Consider the following 22,636-nt stretch of genomic DNA (forward strand, 5'->3'; position numbering starts at 1 on the left):
GTTGCCCAGCAAATCTCCCGCTCGGGTGGTTTGCTCTATTTTTCTTCGGTCGGCAGAAGAATTTCCGGGATGGTTACGCCCAACTCGCGGGCGATCTCGATATCGTCCTGGTCCGCTTTGGGGTGCCAGTGACGGCAGCAGGCGATGAGCTTCGAGCCGACGTTCGCGACCTGCCGCGACATGGCTTCCGGCCCGATCCGCCGCCCGGCGGCGATCACATCCGCGATGCTTGGCGCCAGCTCGTTATTCTGGTCGAGGCCCAGTTCGTCCAGGAATTCCGCCAGCACATCGTCATCAAGCGCGCTTTCGAGTGCGATCATTCCGTTACCCTCGCCGACGAGAATAAGCGCGAGCATGGCAGCGAGGCCCAGGGTGGGGTCGTCACGCAGGGCCGCCTGCAAATCGGTCGTAAACGCCGCCATGGCAGCCATTCTCGCCGAGTGGCTGGCCTGAGCCCGGGCATTCGCCGCCTGATGTGCAGCCATTTGCTCCTTGTTCTCTTCAGCCTCCACCTCCCGGCGATTGAAGAGGCCGAGGTGTTCCGACACGGTGCCGTCGCCGGCCATGACGATGACCGCCGCCCCCTCCTGCGGCAGCCGGCCGATTTTCTCGGCCGTCACCCAATCGAAGGCATAGAACCAGGTCACCATCACGATGCTGGCGTATTGCCCCTTGAGGGCTTCCGCCCGCGCCTCCACCGCCGCCTTCTGGGCGGCGAGGAACGCTGCGCGGGGCAGCATCCGCTGGCCGTCCAGATCCTCGACCACCTCGATGCCGGTGGCCTCGACGTCGAAGATCGCCCGTTCCACCGGCACCAGTTCGCGGCGCACTTCCGACCGGATCGCCGACACCGCCGTGACATAGGTCGGCGCATCGGGCGCGGCCAGCTTCTTGGCCAGCGCCCGCTGAACCTCCGGCGTCGCCGGCAGCAGCTCCCTCGCCTGGTTGAGGTTGATGCTGCCGGCATCGAGGGCGGCCTGCGCCTCCGGCACCAGCCGGGTGACGAGCGCGATGCGCGTCTCGACCAGCCGCCGGCTCATGCCGATGGCCTGGGCGATGTCGGGCACCGCCATGCCGCCCTCTTTCAGCGCCAGCATGGCCCGCCCTTCCTCGAGCGGGGCGATGTCCTTGCGCTGGAGATTTTCGATGATGGCCAACGTGCGGGCCTCGTGATCGTCGAAGGCGTCGACGACGCGGGCCGCTATCGGTGTGTCCTCCGACCAGCTGCCGGCCGCGATCAGGCGCCCGATGGCGCGCCAGCGCCGTTCGCCCGCGATCAGCTCGAAGCGGCCGCCCTCGATGGGGCGCACCACCAGGTTCTGCAGCAGCCCGCTGGTCTGGATCGACGCCGCCAGTTCCGCCAGCGCCTCCTCGTCGAAGTGCTTGCGCGGGTTCAGGCTCGAGGGCCATATCTGGTCGTGACGCAGCTCGATCATCTGGCCGTCCGTCGGCGCCATGCGCACGTCGTGCGCAGGCGCCGCCTCCGCCGCGACGGCGGCGCCATGGCTGAAATGATCGAACGTCGCGACCGCCGGAATGAAGGGCTTCTTGCGGGTCATGTCACCTCTCCTTGTGCGTGCCGGCCGCGCGTCCGTCCAGGATCGCGGCCCATTGGGCGAGTTCGGGGTCGGCATCGCCATGCGCTGCCGGCGGCGCCTGCCGGGCGGGCAGTTGCCCGTCCAGCCAGGCTTCGATGGCGGCGCGATCCCAGCGGTTTCGCAGGCCCCGCACCTCGGGCGGGAAGCCCGCCGCCTCGAGCCGCCGACGCTCCCGGTAGAACCAGCCGAGGGCATGGCCGAGCAGCGCGGCGACCTCGGCCGCGGTCATCAGCCGGCCGGCCTGGGCCGCCGCCGTCAGGGCCGCGGGCTGCATGGCGCGCCTCCCCCGTGATCGAGGCCGTCCCAATGCGGACGCATGGCGTTGAGGCCGGCGGAGGCCGCCAGCGCCAGCCGGTTGCGCGCCCGCCGCAGCCGCGTCGCCGCGATATCGGGCGATGCGGACAGGCCGATGCGGACGCCAGCAAGATCGGCGAGGAACATCGCCCCCGCCTCCTGCCCGAGGCCGGCCCGGTCGAGCGCGGCCGCGACCTCGGCCTCAAGGCGGCGCACCGCCTCGGCCGACAGGGCCAGCGCGGGGGAGGTCAGTGCGGGCGGTCGCATGGTGCGTCCTCCTCCGGAGCGATGACCGCGATATCGACCTGCGCGCCATGCCCTTCCGCCATGGCCCGGATGCAGTCCGCGACCAATGCCCCCGTGTTGTTCCCTTGGCCGTCCAGCGCCTTTAGGCATCGACCGATCATCCCCGCCAGATGCCGCATGCCCTGATCGACCGACGGATGAATGGTCTCCAGCGCGCGCAGGATTTCAGCCTCCACCGCCTGCAGCTGTTCGTTGGTCGGCCCCCTCATCGCCCACCTCCCGCCGCGCGGGGCGCCTGGCCGGGGCCGGTCGCCATCGTCATCGCCTCCATGGCGTCGGCGAGCACATCCGCCGGGTGGCGCCCGCTCGCCGTCGCCGCCAGCAGCACGGCCGCGCCGGTCACGCGGGCCAGTTCCTGCATCGTCTCCGCCGGGGTCAGCGGATAGCCGTGCACCCGGTCGATGGCGCCGCGCGCCACGCGCAGCAGGCCCGCGCGCTCAGCTTCGGACAGCCGCCTCATGCCACACCTCCCGGCGCCGCCTCGGCCAGGACTTCGAGGTGCCAGATCGAGGTGGACAGGATCACGCCGCCGACCGCGACCTGGGCGAAGGCGCCCGCCTCGTTGATGCCCATCACCCGGGCTTCCCGCCCGGCGTAGGCGCCGGCGGTCACGCGCACCCGCTGGCCGGGGTGCAGGCGCCGGTCGGTCTCGACCCGCTGCCGCGTCGGGAAGGGAACGACATTGGTCACGATGTCACCGCGCATGGCTCGCCTCCCCGCTGTCCGCGTGCATCGCGCGCCAATGCGCGGCGGCTTCCCGCGAGACCTCGCCGCTGCCCCAGCAGGTGGGGCAGTTCAGGGTTTCGCCGACCGCCGGCAGGAAATCCGTCGGAAGGCGGGTATAGACCCAGATCGTGCGTTCGCCCCCGCAGCGCGGGCAGGTCACATAGAGCGCGTCCATCCCGGTTACTCCGCCGCCTGCCGCGCGGCCGACACCAGCCGTTCGTCGACCGCCGCCGGCTGCGCCGCCGAGATGGCCCGGGTGATCTGCACCACCTGCGCCCGGATGGCCTGATCGTGGATGGTCTCGAAGGCCGCCACCAGGCGCACGGCGTCCGCCGTCAGGGCCGGCACCTCGGCGGTTTCCGCCGCCTCGCCGCCCAACCCGTCGAAGAAAAAGGCCACCGGCACGTCCAGCGTCTGCGACAGCTGATACAGCTTCGAGGCCGAGACGCGGTTGGTGCCCTTCTCGTATTTCTGCACCTGCTGGAAGGTCAGCCCGAGGCTGTCGGCCAGATCGGTCTGCGACAGGCCGAGCAGCTGGCGGCGCAGCTTCACGCGGGCGCCGACCTGAATGTCGATGGGGTTCGGTGTATCGGTCATGTGATGATCCTCAGGTCTTGGGAATGGTCCAGCACGGCGGCAGGGCGCGCGCCGCGTCGAAGGGCGGCAGGCGGATGACGCAGGAGCCGATGCGGCTGGCCTCGATCCGGTCCATGATCTTGGCCGCCGCCTGCGGATTGGCCTCGGCGAAGGCGGCGAAGCGGCGAATGGGGCCGTCGGCCGCCGCCGGTTTGCCGCGCGGCGCCATCAGGCGGCCGCCGCGTCGGCGAGGCGGTCCGCCCGATGGGAGAGCATCGACCGCGCTAGCTGATGCCGTTCGCCTTCGTTGCAGCGCCATGCCTGCCGGGCGATCGCCGCCAGATCCGCATCGCTGCGGGTCGCGTAGAAATGCGCGCTTGCGGCCGCGAAGCTGGCATCGAGGCGCGAAAGCTCCTCGAAGTGCGCGTCGACTTGCGCGGGCGACAGGATGTCGACCCAGGGCCGATTGATAGGGGTGGTGGTGTGCATGGGGGTGCCTCCTACGGTTTGCCCATAACGGATAAACTATAGTTAGTTTGCCCAAATTGGAAGACGCTTAAAGGTGGATTTTTCGATATGGCCCACATTCAGGGGTGCACTGAATGCGAGGCGAGTTATGGGGTGGTGGAGAAAGTTGTTCGGCTCGACGACAACGGCAACGTCAATCCGGGCGCGCGAAACAGCCAGCCGCATAGTTGCCGCGAATGAATGGATCATGGCCGGCATACGAGCCGGTAGCATTGAGGCGCTGCACGAGGCCGCTCAAAGAAATAATACCAACCCCAGCCCGATACAAAAGGGGATCATGGGCGAGCGAACGTTTACCTTTAGGATAGAAGGGGTTCCGATCGCGCTATCCGCGAGAAGTGGAACAATTTTCCCAAATGATCCCGCCATAAATTTAGATGTCATGGGAGAGGGCTACGGGGACCTTTGGTGGACCTTCATAATGTTTTCAGAAAAAATGAAAGCCGATATATCAATTATGAAGAAATCTTCATCAATCGGCGCCCTAACCCTGCCGGTAAAGGAAATACTTATGAAGGAGAAGGGTTTTTTCTGCACGGACGATTTTATAAATAGCTTACTGAACAAGAGCCATAAGTAACCTTAGGGCTCTTTCCCTCTCGTCAGGCTTCAATTTATTATAAATATTCAGGGCATCCCATTCATCGGGGCGCATTATTTGATTTGGCACAATCTCCCAAGGCTGGCATTTCAGAGCCTTTGATAGGCGGCCTAGCTTTTCAAGGCTAATCCCCAGCGCGCCTCGCTCGTATTTGCTAACGGCGGTCGCTGCTATGTTGGCACGTTTCGCCAAGTCAACCTGACTCAAGCCTTGCCGCTCCCGCAACTCCGTCAGCCTGTTAGGCGGCGGACCAGGCGGCGCGTCCTTACGCGGGCGCCCACCAACATTCTTCTTCGGCTGGTTTTCATTCATGCAGACGGGTTTCGCCAAAATGGGCAAAGCCGTCGATGGAGATTTTGGGCAAACAGGTAACAACACACTTGCAGCATAGCCCATTTTGGGCAAAGGTGAAGCCACAGCATCTAGTGGCCCCCTTATCCGAAACGGCTAAATCCGCGATGACCGATCAAAGCCACCCTGATAGACCCCGCATCGTCAGCCCCGCGCTGCGCCTGGGCGATCTGGCGGCCCTGTCGGTGATGCTGTCCTGGCGCGGCGCGCGGTGGTCGGCCGTCGAGGTCGAGCCCGATGGCGCCATCGTCGAGCTGACGATCACGGATGGCGACGGCACGGTTTCGCATTACGGACGGCCGTCCCTCGTCGGCCTCGCGCAGCAGCTGGGGCCCGGCGCCGCGTCAGTCGAATGCCTTTGCCGCCGCGCGCAGGCGCGCGTAACGCGAGACGGCACCGTGGTGTATAAGCCAGTGCCGCACCACCTCGGTCAGCTCGTCGGCGGGAACGGCAATGAAGCCGTGTTCCCCCTGGACGCTCCAGAAGCGGATGCGCACGCCGCCGGCACTGCCGGTGACCCCCTCGATACTCTCGATCTGAAGCTCGGGCTCGGCCTCGCCCCCATGGGGACGGACGGCAATAAAGCTGTCGGTCATGGACGTTTCCTTTCGTCGGACCCGCGAGGATCGACGATCCCCAATCTCTCTGGCAAGGCGCTTCCGCGATGACCGATCAAAGCCGCCCCGAAACCCTCGATCCGGCGCCGTCGTATTACCTGGACGAAGGCGGGCGACTGGCGTCGATCAAGATGCCTCGGCTTCAGCCTTTGCGTCTGATGGCCATGGCGGTCTCTCCCATGTTGACCAAGTGCGATTGCGCCACCTGCACCATCTCTGGCGGATATTCTGGCGGGATGCGCTGGGGCAAGGCGCGGGCCACCGCCATCAAGTCCACATCGAGCCTGGCGGCAAGGGCCGCGACCGCGGCATTCAGTGCGACCAGATGCGCCGCATGGCTGGCAAGGCCCGGCATCATCTGTTGGACCGTCTGCTCCGTCATCGCGACGTTTCTCGCCAAGGTGATCAGGTCACACGCAAGTAGATCGAGGGTGACTTCGGGCGGCGACATTCCGGTCTCCAATGCTGTGGAACCGGAAGCGTCTGACGCGGCGCCCGAGTCGGCAAGCGGGGAGTGATCTGATGCAGCTCGCCGACTGGATCGCGGCCAACGGACAGAACAGGTCGAGCTTCGGGCGCTCCATCGGCGAGCGGCCGATGACGATTTCGCGCTATTGCCTGCCCGCCGGCCATCCGCATCGCCGCATCCCGAAGGAAGAGACGATGCGCAAGATTTTCGTGGCGACCGGCGGCCTCGTCACCGCCAACGATTTCTACGGCATCGCGGAAGCCGCCCCCGACCCGGCGGCCCCCGCGCCCACCCCGGGCATGGAGGCGGCGGAATGAGCGACCTGAGCTTCGGCCTGACCGAGAGGCAACAACTGCGCCTTCACCTCGTCGAGCTGACATCTCCGGATCACGGGATCGAGCAGCGCCTGGAGGCCGCTTACTACCTCGAAGGTTACATAATGGGCCGGGTCAAGCCGACGGTCCCGGCGGAATGGGATCGAAATGACCGACCTGAAGGTTGAGCGTGGCCGGCACGGGCTTGCCCCCCAGCGCCACCTGCACGCAGTCCTGGGCAAGACGAAGCAGTTCTTCGCGGGAAATGTCCGTGTAGCCGCCCACGATGCCGCTTGCGTGCTTTTTCTCGCCGATCAACACGGCCTGCATCAGCAGAACAGCGAAATCATGTGGCGACAGGGGATTGGCTGCCATGTCCTCGACCTCACGAAGTTCGCGCACCAAACGGGAGTGCGCGAGCACATTAAACCCCGGGTTGCCGAGTCGGCAGAAGGGCGAATTCATGCCTGACCCCTTCAAACCCATCACCCTGCTGACCCGCGAGGGCGATTACGTCACCACCGCGCTGGTGCCGCCGTTCCTCACCCCGCCGCAGGTCCTGCGCTGGGGCGACAGGACCTTCCTCCGCGACGACATCGGCCGCTATCGCGAGACCGTCGCCGTCGACGTCGTGCTGACCCAGGACCCCGCCCCGGAGGTGCATTGATGCGCAATTTGACTGATCACATCGTCAACCCGGCCAACGACCAGTTGACCATTACCGTCACGGATGAGCCCGGCGCAGGTGGCGCCTGCCACCGCTATGAGGTTACCGGCATGTCATTCGCCACGAATGAATCGCTGCTGGATGTAAACGGCCACCATACTCAGCTTTCCGACACCCGTGCCGTGATCTTGTTTCAGAACGGCCCCATCGCCGAAGTCGGCGTCAATGGCGTCACCCATGAAGCCCTGCTGGCCATCGTCGCCGACAGGTTGCGGTCGTTTCAGGCCGGCCCCTATGCCTGCCGCGAAAATGCGCTGGCCCTGACGAAGATCGAAGAGGCGCAGCACTGGCTGCAGTCCCGCACGCTCGCCCGGATGCGGCGCGGCGTCGAAGGCACGCATAAGGTTTGACGCCATGGCCGCCGATGCCCCCTCGACCCTTCCCGCCGCCCTGCAGCAACTCGAAGCAGCGCGCGAGGATTATCGCAAGGCCGACAAGGCGTATTCCGAAGCCAACCGGGACAGAAATACCTGCCTCGGCCGGCTTAATGCCGCCCAGAAGGCCTTCGACCAGGTGGTGGCTGAGCTGCGCAAGGACTGCCCGCGCGACAGCAACTGGTATCAGGCCGAGCTGGCGTCGGGCAGGGCCTGACCATGGCGCATCTGTCAGACATCCGGCTGCGGCAGATGGCGCGGGCCGCGCGCCTGGGGCGCGGGCACCTGCGCACGGCGTGCGCGCGGCTGCTGGCCGATCTGGCGGGCGCCGCCTCCCCCTCTCCCGACGGGCTGCCTGCACGCGGCCTGTCCGACTGCGTGCCGCCGGCGGAGGCCCCTCGGCCGCCGGCGGCACGGCCTTGTCCTTGCGGCGCCTCGTTCCGCTCGGCCTCGGCCGAACGCACCCATTGCTATGCCTGCGTGCCGAGGGGGTCCCATGCCGTCGCCTGACCGCCAGCGCCTGCCGAACCGCCGCCTGTGTCTGACCGATGTCGTCAGCTGGCATGGCGCCGACTGGCTGCTGTCGATCGGCTTCGATCACGGCGGCCGGGTGCGCGAAGTGTTCCTGTCCGGGCCGAAATGCGGCAGCGAGATCGAGGCGACGCTGGCGGATGCCTGCATCCTGGTCTCGCTCCTGCTGCAGCACGATCACGAGCCGGCGGCCTTGCTCGACCGGCTGTCGCGCGATCCGGTCAGCCCGGAAGATCCCGCCGCCTCGCCCATCGGCCTCGTCCTCGAACGGCTGGCGGCGATGCAGGCAAGCGGAGCCGAGGCCGCGCGCGAGGCCTATGCCGCGGCCGCGGCCCTGGGGCGCCTCGCGTCATGATGCGGCCCGATGACATCGCCGGCCGCTGCGCCGCCACCCTCGCCCGGATCGAGCGGGAGGCCCGCGACCAGGCGGCGCGCTGCCGGCTGGTGCCCGCAGGGGTAACGATACTGATTTCGCGCGCGCAGGAGCTGATGGCCGAGCCGTCCTACCGCTGCGTGCTGCGCGTCCGGCAGGCGATCACCAGTCTGGGGAGGCCGCCGTCGCCGGCGGTGCAGGCCCTGATCGACGAGGCCGAAAGCCTGTGTCAGGCGGTCGAGGACTGGACCCGCCGTCGCGAGACCCTGCGCGACGCGATCCAGCGCGCCCGGCTGGCCCCCCAGCCGGATGCCAGCCCCTGGCAGGAGAGGGCGGACTTGCGATGACGGCGCAACAACGCCCGCTGATCGACATCGCCGAGGTCGTCGCCATGCTGTCCGACCGCATCGACGCGCTGGTGGCCGACCTGCTGCCCAATGCGGAGCGGGTCGGCCACGAATGGGTGGTCGGCTCGCTCGACGGTGACCCCGGGCGTTCCCTGTCGATCTGCAGGACGGGCGGCAAGGCCGGCGTATGGGCTGACTTTTCCGGCCAGGACAAGGGCGACGCACTCGACCTAGTCGCGGGCGCGCTGTTCGGTAACGACAAGAAGCGTGCCTTCAAATGGGCGCTCGGCTGGCTCGGCCTCGAGCGCATGGACGACAAGCTGTTGCAGAAGCAGCGCGCCCGGGCGGCGGCGCTTCGCGAACAGAACATCCGCAAGGCGAATGAAAACCGGGATGCCCAGCGTGGCAGGGCGCAGCGGCTGTTCTACGGCGCGGAGGCGGATATCCTGGGCACGCCGGTCGACCTCTATCTGCAGGGGCGCGGCATCGACGTCGGCACCATGCCCCGCGTGCCGCGCGGCCTGCGCTACAAGCCAGCGATGACCTACAAATGGTGCCCGCCCGGCGAGGCGCCGAGGATGGATCCCGACGCGGGCAAGAGTTTCGCCGGGATGGTCGCCTGCGTCATCAACGCCGAGGGCGAGACGATCGCCGCCCATCGCACCTTCCTCGCGCAGCGTCCGGACGGCAGTTGGGGCAAGGCGCCGGTAGGCACGCCGCCAGGGCGCGACGCGAAGATGTCCTTGGGCGAGCTGGCGGGCGGTTTCATTCCGCTGTGGCGCGGCGCGAACGGGCGGACGTGGAAAGACCCCGCGGCCGACGAGACGCTGGCGATCGCCGAAGGCATCGAAAATGCGCTGTCCATCGTCGCCAAGCGGCCGGCCTGGCGCGTGATTTCGGCCGTATCGCTGAAAAATATGGGCGCGCTGGTGTTGCCGCCGATCTGGAAGGATATCGTGATTTGCGGCGATAACGACCCCAATCAGGCCGAGCAGAATGCCCTGAGGGCGGCGATCTGGCGCCTTCAGGATCAAGGGCGCCAGGTGCGGCTAGCCCTGCCGCCGCCGGAGTACAAGGACTTCAACGATTTGCTGCGCGGTATCCGCCGGCCGGTGCAGGGGGCATGATGGACGATCAGGACCCCGTCCTCTCCGCTCTCGACGCGGCGGCACCCGTCCCGCGCCCTGCGCCGAGGCCCGTGCCACCCCCGGCGGATGAACCGCCCCCGGCGGGACCGGACGAGGACGTGCTGGACGATCGCGGCAAGATCGGCCCGGTCACACCCCTCGGTGTCCTTGGCGACACGGCCTATTACCTCGACGCCTGCGGCCAGTTGCGCGACGTGAAGTCCAGCGAGCACGGGCGGTTGAAGATCCTGTCCCTGTTCGGCGTTCACACGCAATTCCTCTACGAGGCCTGGCCCCGCAAGAACAAGGATGGCGATATCGTCGGCTGGCGGCCCGAACTGGCGGCGGAAACGCTGATGCCGGCGGCGGCGGCGCGCGGCGTATGGGATCCGTTGTCCTGCCTGCGCGGGCGCGGCGCCTGGCTGGGGCCGGACGGCGAACTGCTGCTGCATTGCGGGGATGCGATCCTCGTCAACGGGCTGTGGCATCGGCCCAGCATGATCGGGCCTTACGTCTATTCGACCGCGGCGCCCGTGCCGCGCCCGGCCGAAGGCGTGCCCCCGCCGTCGGGCTTCGACGGGCCGGCCGAAGCCGTGATGCGGGCGCTGAAGACCTGGGAGTGGAAGCGTCCCGACGTCGATCCCTGGCTGCTGCTGGGCTGGATCGGCTGCGGCATGATCGGCGGCGTGTTGCCCTGGCGCCCCGTCGCCTGGATCACCGGCGACGCCTCCACCGGCAAGTCCACGCTGCAGCGATTGATCGCATGGTTGCTGGGCGGCAGTGCCGGCCTCGTCTCGGTCGCCGACGCCAGCGCGGCCGGCATCTGGCAGGAGCTGGGGCACGCGACCTTGCCGGTCGCAATAGACGAGATCGAGGCCGAGGCCGACAATCGCAAGGTCGACGCCGTCGTGAAGCTGGCGCGCTTGGCGGCCAGCGGCGGCATGATCCTGCGTGGTGGCGCGGAACATACCTCGTCCAAATTCATCGCCCGCAGCTGCTTCCTGTTTTCCTCGATCCTGCTGCCGCCCTTGCTGCCGCAGGATCGCAGCCGCATGGCAATTCTCGAGCTGGACCCGCTGACCGGCAGCACGCCGCCGCCGATCACCGAGCGGGTGATGGGCGAAATCGGCCGGGGCTTGCGCCGCCGCCTCGTCGATCAATGGCCGCGCTTTGCCCAGACCCTCGAGTTGTTCCGGCAGGCGATGGCGGCCAATGGGCACGGGGGGCGCGGCGCCGACGTCTTCGGCACGCTGCTGGCCGTCGCCGACCTGCTGCTGCATGACGATCTGCCGGACAGCGATTACCTGGCCGAATGGGGCTATCGCCTGCGCACAGCGACCCTCGCGGAGCGCGATGGTGCGGATCGCGATCACGAAAACTGCCTCGGCCGGATCACGTCATATGTCGCCGACGTGTACCGCGTCGGCATCAAGCAATCGGTCGGCACCTGGATCGCCAATGCCGCATGGCCGAGCCGCCTGGGCAAGGAGGCGGAACTGATGGGCTCCGGCAAGGAGGCCGAGCGGGTTTTGGCCGCCTATGGCCTCCGCATCATCGCGCAGGAGGTCGAGCAGCCGGAGGGTGGACGAAAGCAAAGTCAGCTCTATCTGGCCGTGGCCAACAAGGGCGACACGATCGACCAGATCTTCGCCGGCACTCATTGGGCCGCGCGCAGCGGCACCCAGGGCGTCTGGGTGCAGGCCCTGCGTCGCACCCCCGGCGCCATCGTCCCCGAGGGGCCACAGCGCATCGGCGGCGTGCCGGTACGGGTGACCCTCATTCCCCTTACAGCCATCTGGCCGTGTGGAAGACCGCCGGACACCGAGCTGCGCTCGCTCGATGGTGACGGCATGGGCGATGGCGCTTCCCCGCGCAGATCGGAGGACGTCCATGTTCCCCTCTGAACCCGCTCATACCCCTCAACCCGGCGCCGCCCTCTTGCGCCTGCGCCCGCCTGCAACCATTTTCAGTCGAGCAGTCGCGATGGGGGCGGGCGGGCGTAACGCTCGTAACGGTGGGTGCGGGGGGCGTTACGGGCGCCGTTACGCATTCAAGCCATTGAAATATATGGCGAATTCCCGTTCCGTAACGCTTGTAACGCAATATGGCGCTTCGCACATGCGCATGTGCAGGCGCGCACATACGCGACAGGTGTGTGTTACATGCGTTACGCGCGTTACATACCCATATCCATGTCTAAATAGATATATATTCCAATGGGTTAAGAAACCGACAGGTGTAACGGTCGCCGTAACGCTCGGCCGTGGCACCGTTACGCTCGGCGCGGCCGGTTAAATAGGGGGCAAATACCATGTCGAAACCCAGCGGGATCGAAGCGGTGGTGGCCGACATGCTCGGTGAGGGCGACGAGCCGTTCCAGCCGGCGGCGCAGCTGCCGCTGCTGGCGGCCGAGGTCGCGCCGGACGCGCCGCCGGCGCCGGCTGGCGGCGGGCGCGGCGGGCGGCCGAAAGGCGCCAAGAACAAGCGCACCGAGGACTGGGTGAACTTCATCCTGGGCCGCTATCGCTCGCCGCTGGTCGGCCTTGCCGAGGTGTTCAGCCGCCCGGTCGGCGAGCTGGCGAAAGAGCTGGGCTGCAAGCCGCTGGAAGCGTTCCAGCTGCAGCTGCGGGCCATGGACATTCTGGCGCCCTACCTGCATCAGCGGCTCCCGCAGGCGATCCAGATCGACAACAAGGGCTTGCCGCTGCTGGCCATCGGCGCCTTCGCCGGGGCATCGGCCGGGCCGGCCGGAGGCCTGTTCGGCATGATCGCCGAAGCCCAACAAAATCAAGCACTTAGCGTTTCGCGCGAGGTCGAGTTGAACGGATCGAGTTTGACGGACGACGAAAATGCCAGCGATGCCAAGGGGTTGGACGATGCGACCGACTGATTGCGGATCAGTCGGGCCGGCCCTGCCGATGGCCCCGTCGATCCCCGCCGCGACCGCCGCCGCCCGGCCGACACCCCCCGGGGGGACCCCCAAGCGCCGCCTGCCCGTTTCCCCCCGGGCCTCGCGCGAGGCTTCCAGGGTTTCCAAAAGGTCGCCGCGAAATTCCAGGTCTGCGTCAAGGGCGGGGGTTGAAGGTCGGGCGCGGGCGGTTGGAGGTTGCGATGCTTGACTTCCGCGCCTTCCAGCCGCCCGGGCCGATCGCCCAGGCCTTCATGCTCGACCGGTCGCGCCTCTCGGGCATCATGGGGCCTGTCGGCTCGGCGAAGACGTCGACGAGCCTGATGAAAATCTTCATGGCGGCAGCGACGCAGGCGCCCAGTCCGATCGACGGGGTGCGCTACACGAAGTGGGCAGTCGTCCGCGACACCTACCGCAACCTTCAGGGCACCACCCTGCCGTCCTGGCTGACCTGGGTGCCGAAGGACCTGGGCGAGTTCTTCGCCGGCCCGCCGGCGGTGCACCGGCTCAAGTTCCAGATGCCGGACCGCACGACGGTCGACTGCGTGGTGGAATTCATCGCGCTGGGCGACGACCGCATCGAGGACGTGATGCGCGGCTGGGAAGGAACCGGCGCCTATGTGAACGAGGCTGACCGCCTGCTCGAGGATGTCGTGACCTTCCTCGGCTCCCGCGCGGGCCGCTACCCGTCGAAGATCCACGGCGGCCCCAGCTGGCGCGGTGTGTGGTGCGACTTCAACGCGCCGGACGTCGACAACTGGACCTATCGCCGTTTCGTCGAGAAGCGCACGGTCGACGGCAAGCCGACCGAGAACGAAGCCTTCTTCCGCCAGCCCTCCGGCTGGTCGCCCCGGGCCGAGAACATCGCGAACCTGCCGGAAGGCTATTACACCGAACAGGCCAAGGGCCAGCCCGAATGGTTCGTGCGGCGCTTCATCGAAAACGAATTCGGCTATAGCCGCGACGGCAAGCCCGTCTTCGCCGAGTTCCGCGACACGGTGCATGTCACCGCGACCGAGATCGAGCCGAACCCCGACTGGCCCCTGGTGATCGGCGCCGACGCAGGGCTTACCCCCGGCGCCGTGCTGGCGCAGCAAACGCCGCTCGGTCAGTGGCTGATCCTCGACGAGCTGGTGGCGGCCGACATGGGCGCCATCCGCTTCGGCGAAGCCCTGAACCGCCTGCTGGCCGAACGCTATCGCGGCCTGGCGAAGATCGCCCCCTGGTGCGACCCCGCCGCCGCCGCCCGCGCGTCGACCGACGAGAAGAGCTGGGTCGAGGTGATGCGCGCGGTCACCCAACTGAAGTTCCGCCCGGCGCCTTCGAACGACCTGGTGCTGCGCCTCGATGCCGTGAACCGTCCCCTGTCGCGCCTGATCGACGGCAAGCCCGGCCTGCTTCTCTCCCCCCGCTGCCGCGTGCTGCGCAAGGGCTTCAATACGGGCTATCGCTTCCGCCGCGTCCAGCTGACCGGGCAGGACCGCTTCGAGGACAAGCCGGAAAAGAACGAGTTTTCCCACGTCATGGACGGGTTGCAATACGCCCTCCTCGGCGGCGGGGAATATGCCGAGGTCACCGGGCGGAAGGCCCGGCGCGACAGCGCACGACGTGCGCAGGCCGGGGGCATCGCCGCCGGCACGTCATCCGCTTACGACTGGTAGGAGAGCCGCCATGGGTGCCCTGTTTTCGACGCCTAAGACCCCGAAGGTAACGGCCCCGCCGCCGGCGCCGACGATCGACGATGCCGCCGCCGCGGCGGATCAGGCCGACCGCGTGCGGCGGCGGCGCGGTGCCGGCGCCACCACGCTGGCCGGCGCGCAGGGCGTGACCACGCCGGCCGCCAGCATCGGCAAGGCGATCCTGCTCGGTCAGGCCGGCGCCGCCAGCGGGAGGGCGTGACATGGCGACGGTCGACAGCCGCGCGGCGGAGATCCTGCGCCGCCAGCAGCACTACGAGAGCGAGCGCGGCACCTGGGAGCGGCACTGGGGCGAGGTCGCTCGCTATGTCCTGCCGCGGGAGAGCCTGTTTCAGGGCCAGGCGCGGAACCCGGGCGAGCAACGGACCGAGTACCAGTTCGACGCCACGGCGCCCCTGTCCCTCGACCGCTTCGCCGCCGCGATGGAGAGCCTGCTGATCCCCCGGCAAAGCCTGTGGCACACGCTGCGCCCGGCCGACGAGGCACTGGCGGAAAACGCCGGGGTCATGGCCTGGTGCGAGCATGTCAACCGCCGCCTGTATGCCGCGCGCTACGCGCCGCGTGCCAATTTCTCGTCGCAGGCCCACGAGACTTTCCTGTCGCTGGGCGCCTTCGGCACGGGCTGCCTGTTCATCGACGATGATATCGGACACGGCACCCGCTACATGGCCATCCCCCTGTCCAGCCTGTGGATCGACGAGGACGCAGCCGGCCGGCCAGACACGACGCACTACAGGTTCCGGTATACGACCCGCCAGGCTGCGCAGGCCTATGGCGACGCCCTGCCCGAGGCGATCGCGAAATATGTCGACAAGGAACCCGACCGGAAGTGGGACTTCATCCAGCGCGTTGCGCCGCGTGAAGACTTCGACCCGCGCCGGGCTGATTTCCGGGGCATGGCCTTCGGCTCCTACACCGTCGCGGTCGAAGGCAAGTCGATCGTGCGCGAACGCGGCTTTCGCACAAGACCCTTCTGCCCTTCGCGCTACATGACTGCGTCGCGCGAGAAATACGGCCGCGGCCCGGCGATGACCGTCCTGCCCGACATCAAGATGGTCAACGAGATGTCCAAGGCCGTGATCCGGGGGGCGAACATCGCCACCGATCCGCCCTTGCTTTTGCCGGAAGACGGCATCCTCTCCGCCTTCTCGATGCGCCCGGGCGCCCTCAACTATGGCGGCGTCGACGACATGGGGCGCCCCCTCGTCCACGCGCTGAACACCGGCGCACGGATCGACATCGGGCTGGACATGATCGAACAGCGCCGCCGGGTGATCGCCGACGCCTTCCTGGTCACCCTGTTCCAGATCCTGATCGAGACGCCCCGCATGACGGCGACGGAGGCCCTGATCCGCGCGCAGGAGAAGGGCGCCCTGCTCGCCCCCAACATCGGGCGGCAGCAGTCCGAACTGCTCGGCCCTATGATCGCCCGGGAGCTGGATATCCTCGATGCCGCCGGCCTGTTGCCGCCCATGCCCGACGAGCTGGCGCACGCCGGCGGCGCCCTCTCGGTCATTTACGACAGCCCCCTGTCCCGCCTGGCGCGGGCGGAGGAAGGCGTCGCCATCATGCGCACGCTCGAAGCCGTCACGCCCTGGGCGCAGATGGACCCCACGGTGATGGACGCCTTCGATCCCGAACAGGCGGTGCGGGCACTGGCTTCGGTCAACGGCGCACCCCAGCGCATCCTGCGCACCCCCGAGGCCATCGCCGCGCTCAAGGAAGGCCGGGCGCAACAGGCCCAGGCCGAAGCCCTGCTGCGCGCCGCCCCCGTCGCCTCCGGCGTCGCCCGCGACGTCGCTCAAATGCAGGCCCAGGCCGGACAGGCGCCCTTCTGATGGTCGATATCCCCCTGATCACCCGCAACCGCCGCCGCGCCCGTGCCTACAAGGATGCCTTCCTTGGCGGCAGGGGCGGCGGCCCCAATCTCGCCGGGGCGGAGGTATTGGCCGACCTCCGCCGCTTCTGCCACGATACCCGTACCACCGCCCGCGTCTCGCCCGTCACCGGTACCCTCGATCCCGTCGCCATGGCCCTCGCCGAAGGCCGGCGGGAAGTCTGGCTGCGCATCCAGCAGTTCCTGCAACTCGACGAAACCGCCCTCGCCCAACTGACCGAACAGGAAGGAACCTACAATGGCTGACCCCGTCCAGACCCCCGCCACCCCGCCCGCCCCCGGCGCCGGCGCCACCCTCCTCGCCGGCCAGCCCCCCGCCACCCCGTCGGCCACCCCGCCCGCCGGCGCCACGCCCGCGACGCCGCCCGCCGGCACCACCCCTGCCACCCCCTGGTACAGCGAGACCCACAAGGACCTTGTGGCCCTCAAGAAATGGTCCGGCCCCGACGACGTGCTGCATTCTTACGCCAGCCTCGAAGCCCTGGTCGGCGCCGATAAGATCGCGATCCCGAAGCCGACGGACGAGCCGGCCGCCTGGGACGCGGTGTGGAACCGCCTTGGTCGCCCCGTGACCCCGGCCGACTACAAGCTGCCGGTGCCGGAAGGCGACAACGGCGAATTCGCGGCGACCATGGCGCCCATCCTGCACAAGGCCGGCCTCACCCAGGGGCAGGCGAACACCCTCGCCACCGCCTGGAACGAGATGCAGGCAGCCCAGGCCCGCGCCGCCGACGAGGCGCGCAAGACGCAGGGGCTGAAGGAAGTGGCCGATCTGCAAAAGGAATGGGGCGCGCACTATGACACGAATGTCGAGCTCGGCAGCCGTGCCTTTCGGCTGTTCGCGTCGGATCAGGATGCCGAACTGATCCACAAGGTAGAGACCGCGCTGGGCGCCGGCGGCCTGATCAAAATGTTCAACCGGATCGGCGCCGCCATGGGCGTCGGCACCCTCGAAGGCGGCGCGCCCCAGCCCGGCGGCTTCGGCGGCGGCGCCGCGGCCGCGAAAGCCGAGATCGAGACCCTGAAGGGCGACAAGGCGTTCATGGACGCCTATCTGTTCGGCACCGGCCCCGCCCACAAGGAAGCGGTCGCGAAGATGGAAACGCTGCAGAAACTGGCGGCGGGAGGGGCGTGACCATGAGCGATCCCGCCGCCGTCCGCTGGGCCAGGGAACAGATCCTGCGCGACCGGCACAAGCGCGAGGAGGCAGCCGCCGATGTGCGCGCCGCCTGCTGGAGTTCGTACTCAAGTGGTTACGCCGCAGCAGCAAAGCAAAGCATCGACAAATGGCTTGCGGAATATGGCATGCCCAACAAGAACGTGGCGATCCAACAGGCAGCCAGGCGCGCGCTGGAATACATCATGCACGAACGGATGGCGTCCGTGATGGACCAGATCGCCGCTATGCAGGATGTGTATGAGCGGCAGGCCCGATACGAGCGAACTCAAAGCGGCCAGGAAGCATTCATGCGGGCGTTTCTCGATATCTTTACGCGGCAATTCGCCAGCTCCTTCGAATTCGGAATTGATCGTCGCCCCCTTGATTGCCTTCACATCATAGAATTGTCGCTACCGGCAGCGACGTATAAGGTCGCCATCTATGATGAGGAAATAAAAAAAGCAAGGGTCAAACAATAGTTTTGCCCTGACCTTTGACGATTTGACAGCAGCGCCGGCCAGACTCATCGTGGCCGGCGTTGCAGCGGGAAACCTCACGCGGGTCCGCTACAGGTGGGTAAGACCCCCGTCGACGGTCGACGTTAAACCCTAGAACGGGTCTGTGGCACATCCGCCTTCATGGCGGGTGTAACCCGGCAGGCAACCCCTTCGAGACAATCCAATCGTTGTTTCGCAAGGGGATTGCCCATGAGCGATATCATTCCCGCCCACCTCGCGCCCACCTTCAACACCGCGCTCGAATTGCTGTTGCAGCAGCGCGGCTCCCTGCTGCGGGCCTATGTCCAGCCCGGCAACCAGATGGGCGAAGGGGCGCAGTACATCAACCAGATCGGCAAGGCCGATCCCGCCGAGAAGAACGCGCCGCGTCTCTCCGCCACCCCGAACATGAATGTGCCGGGCACGGCGCGCTGGGTGTATCCCAATACCTTCGACTGGGGCACGCTGATCGACAAGCGCGACAAGCTGTTCCAGATCACCGACCCGCAGTCCGGCTATCTCGAAGCGGCCTCCCTCGAAATGGGCCGGCAGATCGACGGCGAGATCATCCGCGCCGTGTTCGACGTCGCCCGCACCGGCAAGAACGGTGCCACCACCGTGCCTTTCCCGGCCGGCAATGTGGTCGGCAAGGATGTCGGCGGCACGGCCTCCGGCCTCAATGTCGCGAAGCTGCGCGCGGCGAAAAAACTCTTGCTGAAGAACTTCGTGAACATCAACGAGAAACCCATTCTCGTCGTCACGGCCGAACAGCACGACAACCTGCTGGCCGATCCCCAGATCAACTCCAAGGATTACAACGAACGGCCGGTGCTGGTGGATGGCCAGATCAGCCAGTTCATGGGCTTCCAGTTCGTCCATTGCGAACTCTCGGCCCTGCCGGACGGCGATACCTGGACCCTGTCCGGCAATGACCGCAAGTGCCCGTTCTGGGTGCCCAGCGGCGTGCATCTGAACGCCTGGCAGGAAGTCCAGACCAAGATCGACCAGCGCCCGGACCTGAAATACGCCACCCAGCTCTACACCGACATGGTCCTGGGCGGCTCGCGCTGCGAGGAAGGTAAGGTCGGCGCCATCACCTGCGTCGAGCCGTAAGGAGACCCGCCATGGCCAAGACCTACGCCAACAACCTGTCCGAATGGGGCGCGATCCCGCCCGGCCTGCCGTCCGGCACCCTCGCCGGCGGCAAGGTGCGCGCCCATACCGCCATCGTTACCCTGGCCGGTCAGGCTTCCGGCGATACCATCGTGCTCGGCCGGCTGCCGCCGGGCGACGCCTTCTTGGGCGGCATCATCACGTCCAGCGTCTCGCTCGGCACGTCGACGCTGGCCATCGGCGACGCGGCGACCGCGGCCAAGTTCCGCGCCGCCGCTGTCTTCACCGCCGTCGACACACCCACCCTGTTCGGCAAGGCCGCCGCGGTCGGCGTGCGCCAGACGGTCGATGGCGAGCTGCTGGCCACCGTCGGCGCCGCCGCGCTGCCGGGCGCCGGCACGCTGGCGATTACCTTCCTGGTGGGCAACGCCTGATGGCGGCGATCTACCTCGGCCTCGACGTCGGCAAGGAATTCCGCACCGTGGCGGTCTCGGATGTCGCGGCGCCGTCGACCGCCATCGTGCTGACCCTGGACGACACCAAGGTGACGGACAAGCAGCAGGTCATCGTCGCCCTGCAGGACCTGCGCAACTATCTGGTCGGGGCCGACTGGCCCCCGCCGGAAACCTGACCGCAGGCGCGCGAGGGCGGCATGGCGCTGACCGATATCGACATTGCCAATGCCGCCCTGGTCAAGCTGGGCAACCCCCACCTCACGGCCTGGGAAGAGGCCTCGAAGGCCGGGCGCCTGATCCGGGGCGCCTACGCCCGCTGCCGCAACGCGGAACTTCAGCGGGCGCGCTGGTGCTTCTCCCTCGGCCGGGCCATGTTGCCGGCCCTGGCGGAGGCGCCGGCCTTCGGCTTCGCCCGCGCCTTCCGCCTGCCGATCGACTACCTCTCCCTCGTCCAGATCGGCCTCGACGATGTGGGCTATCTCGCCGTCGGGCCGGAGTATCGGCAGGGCGATCCCGCCACCTGGTCGATCGAGGGCCGCGACCTCCTGACCGATCTGCCGGCACCCCTGCCCCTGCGCTATATCCGCCGGATCGAAGACCCGACCCTGTTTCACCCGCTGTTCGACGAGGTGCTGGCGATCGCCATCGCCCTCGAAATCTGCGAGGCCCTGACCTCGTCGACCGACAAGCGCGAAAGCCTCCACCAGGATTACAAGCTGGCCCGCCGCGACGCCGCCCGCATCGACGCGATCCAGAAGCACCCGGCCTATCCGCCCGATGGTCCCTGGTTGATGTCCCGGGTGATGGCATGAGAACCCGGCCGATCCTGACCGCCTTCAATGGCGGCGAAGCCTCGCCCCTCATGGGGGCGCGCACCGATTTCGCCAAATATCCGACCCTGTGCCGGCGCTTGGAGAATTTCATTCCCCTCGTTCAGGGCGCGGTCACCCGCCGCCCCGGCACGGGTTTCGTCCGCAAGGCGAAGGGTAAATGCTGGCTGGTGCCCTTCGAGTATTCGGTCGATCAGGCCTATATGCTCGAGGCCGGCGACAGCTACCTGCGCATCCATCTGAACCATGGAACCCTGCTCGACGGCGCGGCGCCGCTGGAACTCGTGACGCCCTGGACCTTGCCGCTGTCGACGGATGGCGACGGCGCCTGCCGCCTGCGTCATGTGCAGTCGCGCGATGTCATGTACTGGGCTTGTGCCGGCGTGCCCCAACAGAAACTGTCGCGCCTCGGCGCGACGAACTGGACGCTGGAACGCCTGAAGACCCGGAACGGCCCCTTCAAGGATTTGAACGACGACAAGGCCGTAACGGTCTATGCCTCCGCCGCTTCGGGCAGCATCACCCTCACCGCCAGCGCCGACATCTTCCTGCCCGGCCATGTCGGCGCGCTGTTCTTCATCGAGATGAAGGACGGCGGCGGCCTGCTGCCGTGGGAACCGGGACAGGTGATCGCCGTCGACGATCTGCGCCGCAGCGATGGCAAGATCTATCGCTGCACGGCGGTCGAGGATGTCTCGGGGGCAGCCGAGGTCACCGGCACGGTCAAGCCGGTGCATACCTACGGGCGCGTCTGGGACGGTCACAACATCACGGGCGACGATCAGGACAACGGCGCCGAATGGGAATTCATCGGCTGCCCCTATGGCTTCGTCGAGATCACCGCCGTTGCCTCCGGCACCTCCGCCACGGCGACCGTGACCGGCGACTGGGATCTGCCGCCGGGCGTGGTCGGCGCCGGCAACGCCACCTGGCGCTGGGCGCACGCCGCCTATTCCGATGTCGAGGGCTGGCCCGAGCAGATCGCCTTCTTTCGTAACCGCCTCGTCTTCGCCCGGGGCAGCCGCGTCGACTGCTCGGTCGCGGCGGACTATCAGAATTTCGCGTCCAAGGATTACGGCGTGCTGACCGCCGAAATGGCTGTCGCCCTGCAAATCCAGTCGCAGCGCAACAACCGCTGCCAGTGGCTGGCCCCGACCGGCGCCGGTCTGTTGATCGGCACCGCGGGCGGCGAATTCCTGTTGTCGGAACAGACTTCCTCCGAACCCTTCGGGCCGGAGAACGCCAAGGCGGCCCCCGTCACCGCCTACGGCAGCCGGGGCATTGTGCCGCCGCTGGTCGGCGCCACCTCCCTCTTCATCGCGCGCGCCGGGCGCAAGCTGCGCGCCGCCGCCTATTCGGTCGAGGCGGACGGCTTCACTGCCCCGGATCAGACCTGGGTGGCAGAGCACATCACGGCCTCCGGCGTGATCGGCCTTGCCTGGGCCGACCAGCCCCATGCCCTGCTGTGGGGCGTGCGGGTTGATGGCCAGCTGATCGCCTTCACCTTCGATGCCGACCAGCAGGTCTATGCCTGGTCGCGCCACCCCATGCGGGGAAAGGTCGAGGCCATCGGTGTCATCCCCGCGCCGCAAGGCGACGCCGACGAACTGTGGCTGTCCGTCGCGCGCGAGATCGACGGCGAGACCGTGCGCCATATCGAATATCTGACGCCGACGCGGGATGCGACGGCGGCGCGGGACGAATGGTGGCACGTCGACGCCGGCCTGATGCTGCGCTCCGACGTCGATGTAACCTCGGTCACCGGGCTCGATCACCTTGAGGGCGAGACGGTGCAGGTCGCGGTCGATGGCGCGAGCCATCCCGACGCCGTGGTGACCGCCGGTGCCATCGCGCTGGTCACCCCCGGGCGCACCATCCTCGCCGGCCTGCCCGCCCCCGCCGTGATCGAACCCATGACCCTCGACGTCGGCGGCGGCGCCGGCACCGCCCAGACCCTGACCCAACGCATCGCCAAGGTTTCACTCCGCCTCGTCAACACAGGCGGCCTCAAGGTCGGCCCCGACACCGCCCACCTCGATCAGGCGTGGTTCCGCGAGCCGGCCGACATCATGGGTGCCGCCGCGGGCCTGTTCACCGGCGATTACGAGCTGGATTTCGACGGCCCATGGGGGGCGGGCGCCCGCTTCACCCTGGTCGCCGATGGCGTTCAGCCCTGCACCCTCGTCGGTGCCGTCATCGACATCACGACCAACGGGTGATC

At 67.7% G+C, this 22,636-nt stretch carries 36 protein-coding genes; 23 read left to right on the forward strand and 13 right to left on the reverse strand.

The annotated features are described in order from the left end of the window. Positions 1-35 precede the first annotated feature (35 nt). The 10 genes from DKG74_RS04065 to DKG74_RS04105 are packed head-to-tail and all read right to left on the reverse strand — an operon-like array spanning position 36 to position 3,989. Positions 36-1,559 carry a ParB/RepB/Spo0J family partition protein gene (locus DKG74_RS04065; RefSeq protein ID WP_165837520.1) on the reverse strand — a complete coding sequence of 508 codons (1,524 nt, stop codon included), beginning with the start codon at positions 1,557-1,559 and terminating at the stop codon, positions 36-38. Between the two features lies 1 nt (position 1,560). After that, complete coding sequence (locus DKG74_RS21420; protein WP_133251487.1) at positions 1,561-1,872, reverse strand: helix-turn-helix transcriptional regulator; 312 nt, start codon at positions 1,870-1,872, stop codon at positions 1,561-1,563. Then, on the reverse strand, positions 1,854-2,159 hold the full coding sequence (locus DKG74_RS04070) for a hypothetical protein (RefSeq protein ID WP_109902913.1): 306 nt from the start codon (positions 2,157-2,159) through the stop codon (positions 1,854-1,856). Before DKG74_RS04070 ends, DKG74_RS21420 begins: the two co-directional genes overlap by 19 nt. After that, positions 2,141-2,407 carry a hypothetical protein gene (locus DKG74_RS04075; RefSeq protein WP_109902915.1) on the reverse strand — a complete coding sequence of 89 codons (267 nt, stop codon included), beginning with the start codon at positions 2,405-2,407 and terminating at the stop codon, positions 2,141-2,143. Before DKG74_RS04075 ends, DKG74_RS04070 begins: the two co-directional genes overlap by 19 nt. Then, a complete protein-coding gene (locus DKG74_RS04080) occupies positions 2,404-2,658 on the reverse strand; it encodes a hypothetical protein (protein ID WP_109902917.1) in 255 nt (84 codons plus the stop codon). Before DKG74_RS04080 ends, DKG74_RS04075 begins: the two co-directional genes overlap by 4 nt. After that, a complete protein-coding gene (locus DKG74_RS04085) occupies positions 2,655-2,903 on the reverse strand; it encodes a KOW motif-containing protein (protein ID WP_109902919.1) in 249 nt (82 codons plus the stop codon). Before DKG74_RS04085 ends, DKG74_RS04080 begins: the two co-directional genes overlap by 4 nt. Further along, positions 2,893-3,099 carry a hypothetical protein gene (locus DKG74_RS04090; RefSeq protein ID WP_109902921.1) on the reverse strand — a complete coding sequence of 69 codons (207 nt, stop codon included), beginning with the start codon at positions 3,097-3,099 and terminating at the stop codon, positions 2,893-2,895. Before DKG74_RS04090 ends, DKG74_RS04085 begins: the two co-directional genes overlap by 11 nt. Before the next feature lie 5 nt (positions 3,100-3,104). Further along, positions 3,105-3,521 carry a helix-turn-helix domain-containing protein gene (locus DKG74_RS04095; RefSeq protein ID WP_109902923.1) on the reverse strand — a complete coding sequence of 139 codons (417 nt, stop codon included), beginning with the start codon at positions 3,519-3,521 and terminating at the stop codon, positions 3,105-3,107. Between the two features lie 10 nt (positions 3,522-3,531). Further along, positions 3,532-3,729 carry a hypothetical protein gene (locus DKG74_RS04100; protein WP_109902925.1) on the reverse strand — a complete coding sequence of 66 codons (198 nt, stop codon included), beginning with the start codon at positions 3,727-3,729 and terminating at the stop codon, positions 3,532-3,534. After that, complete coding sequence (locus tag DKG74_RS04105; RefSeq protein WP_109902927.1) at positions 3,729-3,989, reverse strand: hypothetical protein; 261 nt, start codon at positions 3,987-3,989, stop codon at positions 3,729-3,731. The genes DKG74_RS04100 and DKG74_RS04105 overlap by 1 nt, the downstream gene beginning before the upstream one ends. 145 nt (positions 3,990-4,134) lie before the next feature. Between DKG74_RS04105 and DKG74_RS21425 the strand changes: the two genes are divergently transcribed. Beyond that, the gene (locus DKG74_RS21425) at positions 4,135-4,608 is read left to right on the forward strand and encodes a hypothetical protein (protein WP_133251488.1); all 474 of its coding nucleotides are present in this window, start codon (positions 4,135-4,137) and stop codon (positions 4,606-4,608) included. Here the strand turns inward: DKG74_RS21425 and DKG74_RS22480 are convergent. Continuing rightward, entirely contained in the window at positions 4,585-5,025 is a 441-nt protein-coding gene (locus DKG74_RS22480; RefSeq protein ID WP_109902929.1) for a helix-turn-helix domain-containing protein, read from the reverse strand. The two genes, DKG74_RS21425 and DKG74_RS22480, sit on opposite strands and share 24 nt — an antisense overlap. Positions 5,026-5,087: 62 nt before the next feature. Here DKG74_RS22480 and DKG74_RS21430 point away from each other — a divergent pair, with 62 nt between their 5' ends. Continuing rightward, entirely contained in the window at positions 5,088-5,648 is a 561-nt protein-coding gene (locus DKG74_RS21430) for a hypothetical protein (RefSeq protein ID WP_133251490.1), read from the forward strand. A 91-nt stretch (positions 5,649-5,739) separates the two neighbouring features. On the opposite strand, the gene DKG74_RS04120 is transcribed toward DKG74_RS21430, so the two are convergent. After that, positions 5,740-6,048 (reverse strand): hypothetical protein, encoded by a 309-nt coding sequence (locus DKG74_RS04120; protein ID WP_109902933.1) that lies wholly within the window; start codon positions 6,046-6,048, stop codon positions 5,740-5,742. A 71-nt stretch (positions 6,049-6,119) separates the two neighbouring features. Between DKG74_RS04120 and DKG74_RS04125 the strand changes: the two genes are divergently transcribed. Continuing rightward, positions 6,120-6,383, forward strand: a complete 264-nt coding sequence (locus DKG74_RS04125) for an XRE family transcriptional regulator (protein ID WP_109902935.1) — start codon at positions 6,120-6,122, stop codon at positions 6,381-6,383. Between the two features lie 132 nt (positions 6,384-6,515). On the opposite strand, the gene DKG74_RS04130 is transcribed toward DKG74_RS04125, so the two are convergent. After that, a complete protein-coding gene (locus DKG74_RS04130) occupies positions 6,516-6,845 on the reverse strand; it encodes a hypothetical protein (RefSeq protein ID WP_133251491.1) in 330 nt (109 codons plus the stop codon). On the opposite strand from DKG74_RS04130, the gene DKG74_RS04135 reads away from it, so the two are divergent. The 20 genes from DKG74_RS04135 (at position 6,844) to DKG74_RS04225 (ending at position 22,634) form a co-directional block, all read left to right on the forward strand. Beyond that, a complete protein-coding gene (locus DKG74_RS04135; RefSeq protein ID WP_133251492.1) occupies positions 6,844-7,047 on the forward strand; it encodes a hypothetical protein in 204 nt (67 codons plus the stop codon). The two genes, DKG74_RS04130 and DKG74_RS04135, sit on opposite strands and share 2 nt — an antisense overlap. Further along, the gene (locus DKG74_RS04140; RefSeq protein WP_207779234.1) at positions 7,047-7,457 is read left to right on the forward strand and encodes an Acb2/Tad1 domain-containing protein; all 411 of its coding nucleotides are present in this window, start codon (positions 7,047-7,049) and stop codon (positions 7,455-7,457) included. Before DKG74_RS04135 ends, DKG74_RS04140 begins: the two co-directional genes overlap by 1 nt. 4 nt (positions 7,458-7,461) lie before the next feature. Next, positions 7,462-7,698, forward strand: a complete 237-nt coding sequence (locus DKG74_RS04145; RefSeq protein WP_109902941.1) for a hypothetical protein — start codon at positions 7,462-7,464, stop codon at positions 7,696-7,698. A gap of 2 nt (positions 7,699-7,700) precedes the next feature. Beyond that, entirely contained in the window at positions 7,701-7,991 is a 291-nt protein-coding gene (locus tag DKG74_RS21435; RefSeq protein ID WP_133251493.1) for a hypothetical protein, read from the forward strand. Beyond that, positions 7,978-8,367, forward strand: a complete 390-nt coding sequence (locus tag DKG74_RS04150; protein ID WP_109902943.1) for a TSCPD domain-containing protein — start codon at positions 7,978-7,980, stop codon at positions 8,365-8,367. The genes DKG74_RS21435 and DKG74_RS04150 overlap by 14 nt, the downstream gene beginning before the upstream one ends. Next, a complete protein-coding gene (locus DKG74_RS04155) occupies positions 8,364-8,732 on the forward strand; it encodes a hypothetical protein (RefSeq protein WP_133251494.1) in 369 nt (122 codons plus the stop codon). The genes DKG74_RS04150 and DKG74_RS04155 overlap by 4 nt, the downstream gene beginning before the upstream one ends. Then, entirely contained in the window at positions 8,729-9,859 is a 1,131-nt protein-coding gene (locus DKG74_RS04160; RefSeq protein ID WP_109902947.1) for a DUF7146 domain-containing protein, read from the forward strand. The genes DKG74_RS04155 and DKG74_RS04160 overlap by 4 nt, the downstream gene beginning before the upstream one ends. A gap of 119 nt (positions 9,860-9,978) precedes the next feature. Beyond that, on the forward strand, positions 9,979-11,763 hold the full coding sequence (locus DKG74_RS04165) for a hypothetical protein (protein ID WP_109902949.1): 1,785 nt from the start codon (positions 9,979-9,981) through the stop codon (positions 11,761-11,763). 407 nt (positions 11,764-12,170) lie between these two features. Further along, entirely contained in the window at positions 12,171-12,749 is a 579-nt protein-coding gene (locus tag DKG74_RS04170; RefSeq protein WP_109902951.1) for a hypothetical protein, read from the forward strand. Between the two features lie 221 nt (positions 12,750-12,970). Beyond that, positions 12,971-14,428 (forward strand): hypothetical protein, encoded by a 1,458-nt coding sequence (locus tag DKG74_RS04175; RefSeq protein WP_109902953.1) that lies wholly within the window; start codon positions 12,971-12,973, stop codon positions 14,426-14,428. A 10-nt stretch (positions 14,429-14,438) separates the two neighbouring features. Beyond that, entirely contained in the window at positions 14,439-14,666 is a 228-nt protein-coding gene (locus tag DKG74_RS04180) for a hypothetical protein (protein ID WP_109902955.1), read from the forward strand. 1 nt (position 14,667) lies between these two features. After that, positions 14,668-16,302, forward strand: a complete 1,635-nt coding sequence (locus tag DKG74_RS04185; RefSeq protein WP_109902957.1) for a portal protein — start codon at positions 14,668-14,670, stop codon at positions 16,300-16,302. Continuing rightward, positions 16,302-16,607 (forward strand): Bbp19 family protein, encoded by a 306-nt coding sequence (locus DKG74_RS04190; RefSeq protein WP_109902959.1) that lies wholly within the window; start codon positions 16,302-16,304, stop codon positions 16,605-16,607. The genes DKG74_RS04185 and DKG74_RS04190 overlap by 1 nt, the downstream gene beginning before the upstream one ends. Further along, a complete protein-coding gene (locus DKG74_RS04195) occupies positions 16,600-17,496 on the forward strand; it encodes a hypothetical protein (RefSeq protein ID WP_109902961.1) in 897 nt (298 codons plus the stop codon). The genes DKG74_RS04190 and DKG74_RS04195 overlap by 8 nt, the downstream gene beginning before the upstream one ends. A 2-nt stretch (positions 17,497-17,498) precedes the next feature. Further along, positions 17,499-17,999, forward strand: coding sequence for a hypothetical protein (locus DKG74_RS04200; RefSeq protein WP_109902963.1), 501 nt, complete (start codon positions 17,499-17,501; stop codon positions 17,997-17,999). Between the two features lie 228 nt (positions 18,000-18,227). Beyond that, positions 18,228-19,130: a phage capsid protein gene (locus DKG74_RS04205; protein ID WP_109902965.1), complete on the forward strand. Its 903-nt coding sequence runs from the start codon at positions 18,228-18,230 to the stop codon at positions 19,128-19,130. Positions 19,131-19,141: 11 nt separating this feature from the next. Next, entirely contained in the window at positions 19,142-19,564 is a 423-nt protein-coding gene (locus tag DKG74_RS04210; protein ID WP_109902967.1) for a hypothetical protein, read from the forward strand. Continuing rightward, a complete protein-coding gene (locus tag DKG74_RS04215; protein ID WP_109902969.1) occupies positions 19,564-19,761 on the forward strand; it encodes a hypothetical protein in 198 nt (65 codons plus the stop codon). Before DKG74_RS04210 ends, DKG74_RS04215 begins: the two co-directional genes overlap by 1 nt. Before the next feature lie 21 nt (positions 19,762-19,782). Beyond that, positions 19,783-20,397: a phage connector family protein gene (locus DKG74_RS04220; protein ID WP_109902971.1), complete on the forward strand. Its 615-nt coding sequence runs from the start codon at positions 19,783-19,785 to the stop codon at positions 20,395-20,397. Next, entirely contained in the window at positions 20,394-22,634 is a 2,241-nt protein-coding gene (locus tag DKG74_RS04225; protein ID WP_109902973.1) for a phage nozzle protein, read from the forward strand. Before DKG74_RS04220 ends, DKG74_RS04225 begins: the two co-directional genes overlap by 4 nt. Positions 22,635-22,636 lie beyond the last annotated feature (2 nt).

The sequence above is a fragment of the Zavarzinia aquatilis genome, from assembly GCF_003173035.1.
Lineage (GTDB): Bacteria > Pseudomonadota > Alphaproteobacteria > Zavarziniales > Zavarziniaceae > Zavarzinia > Zavarzinia aquatilis.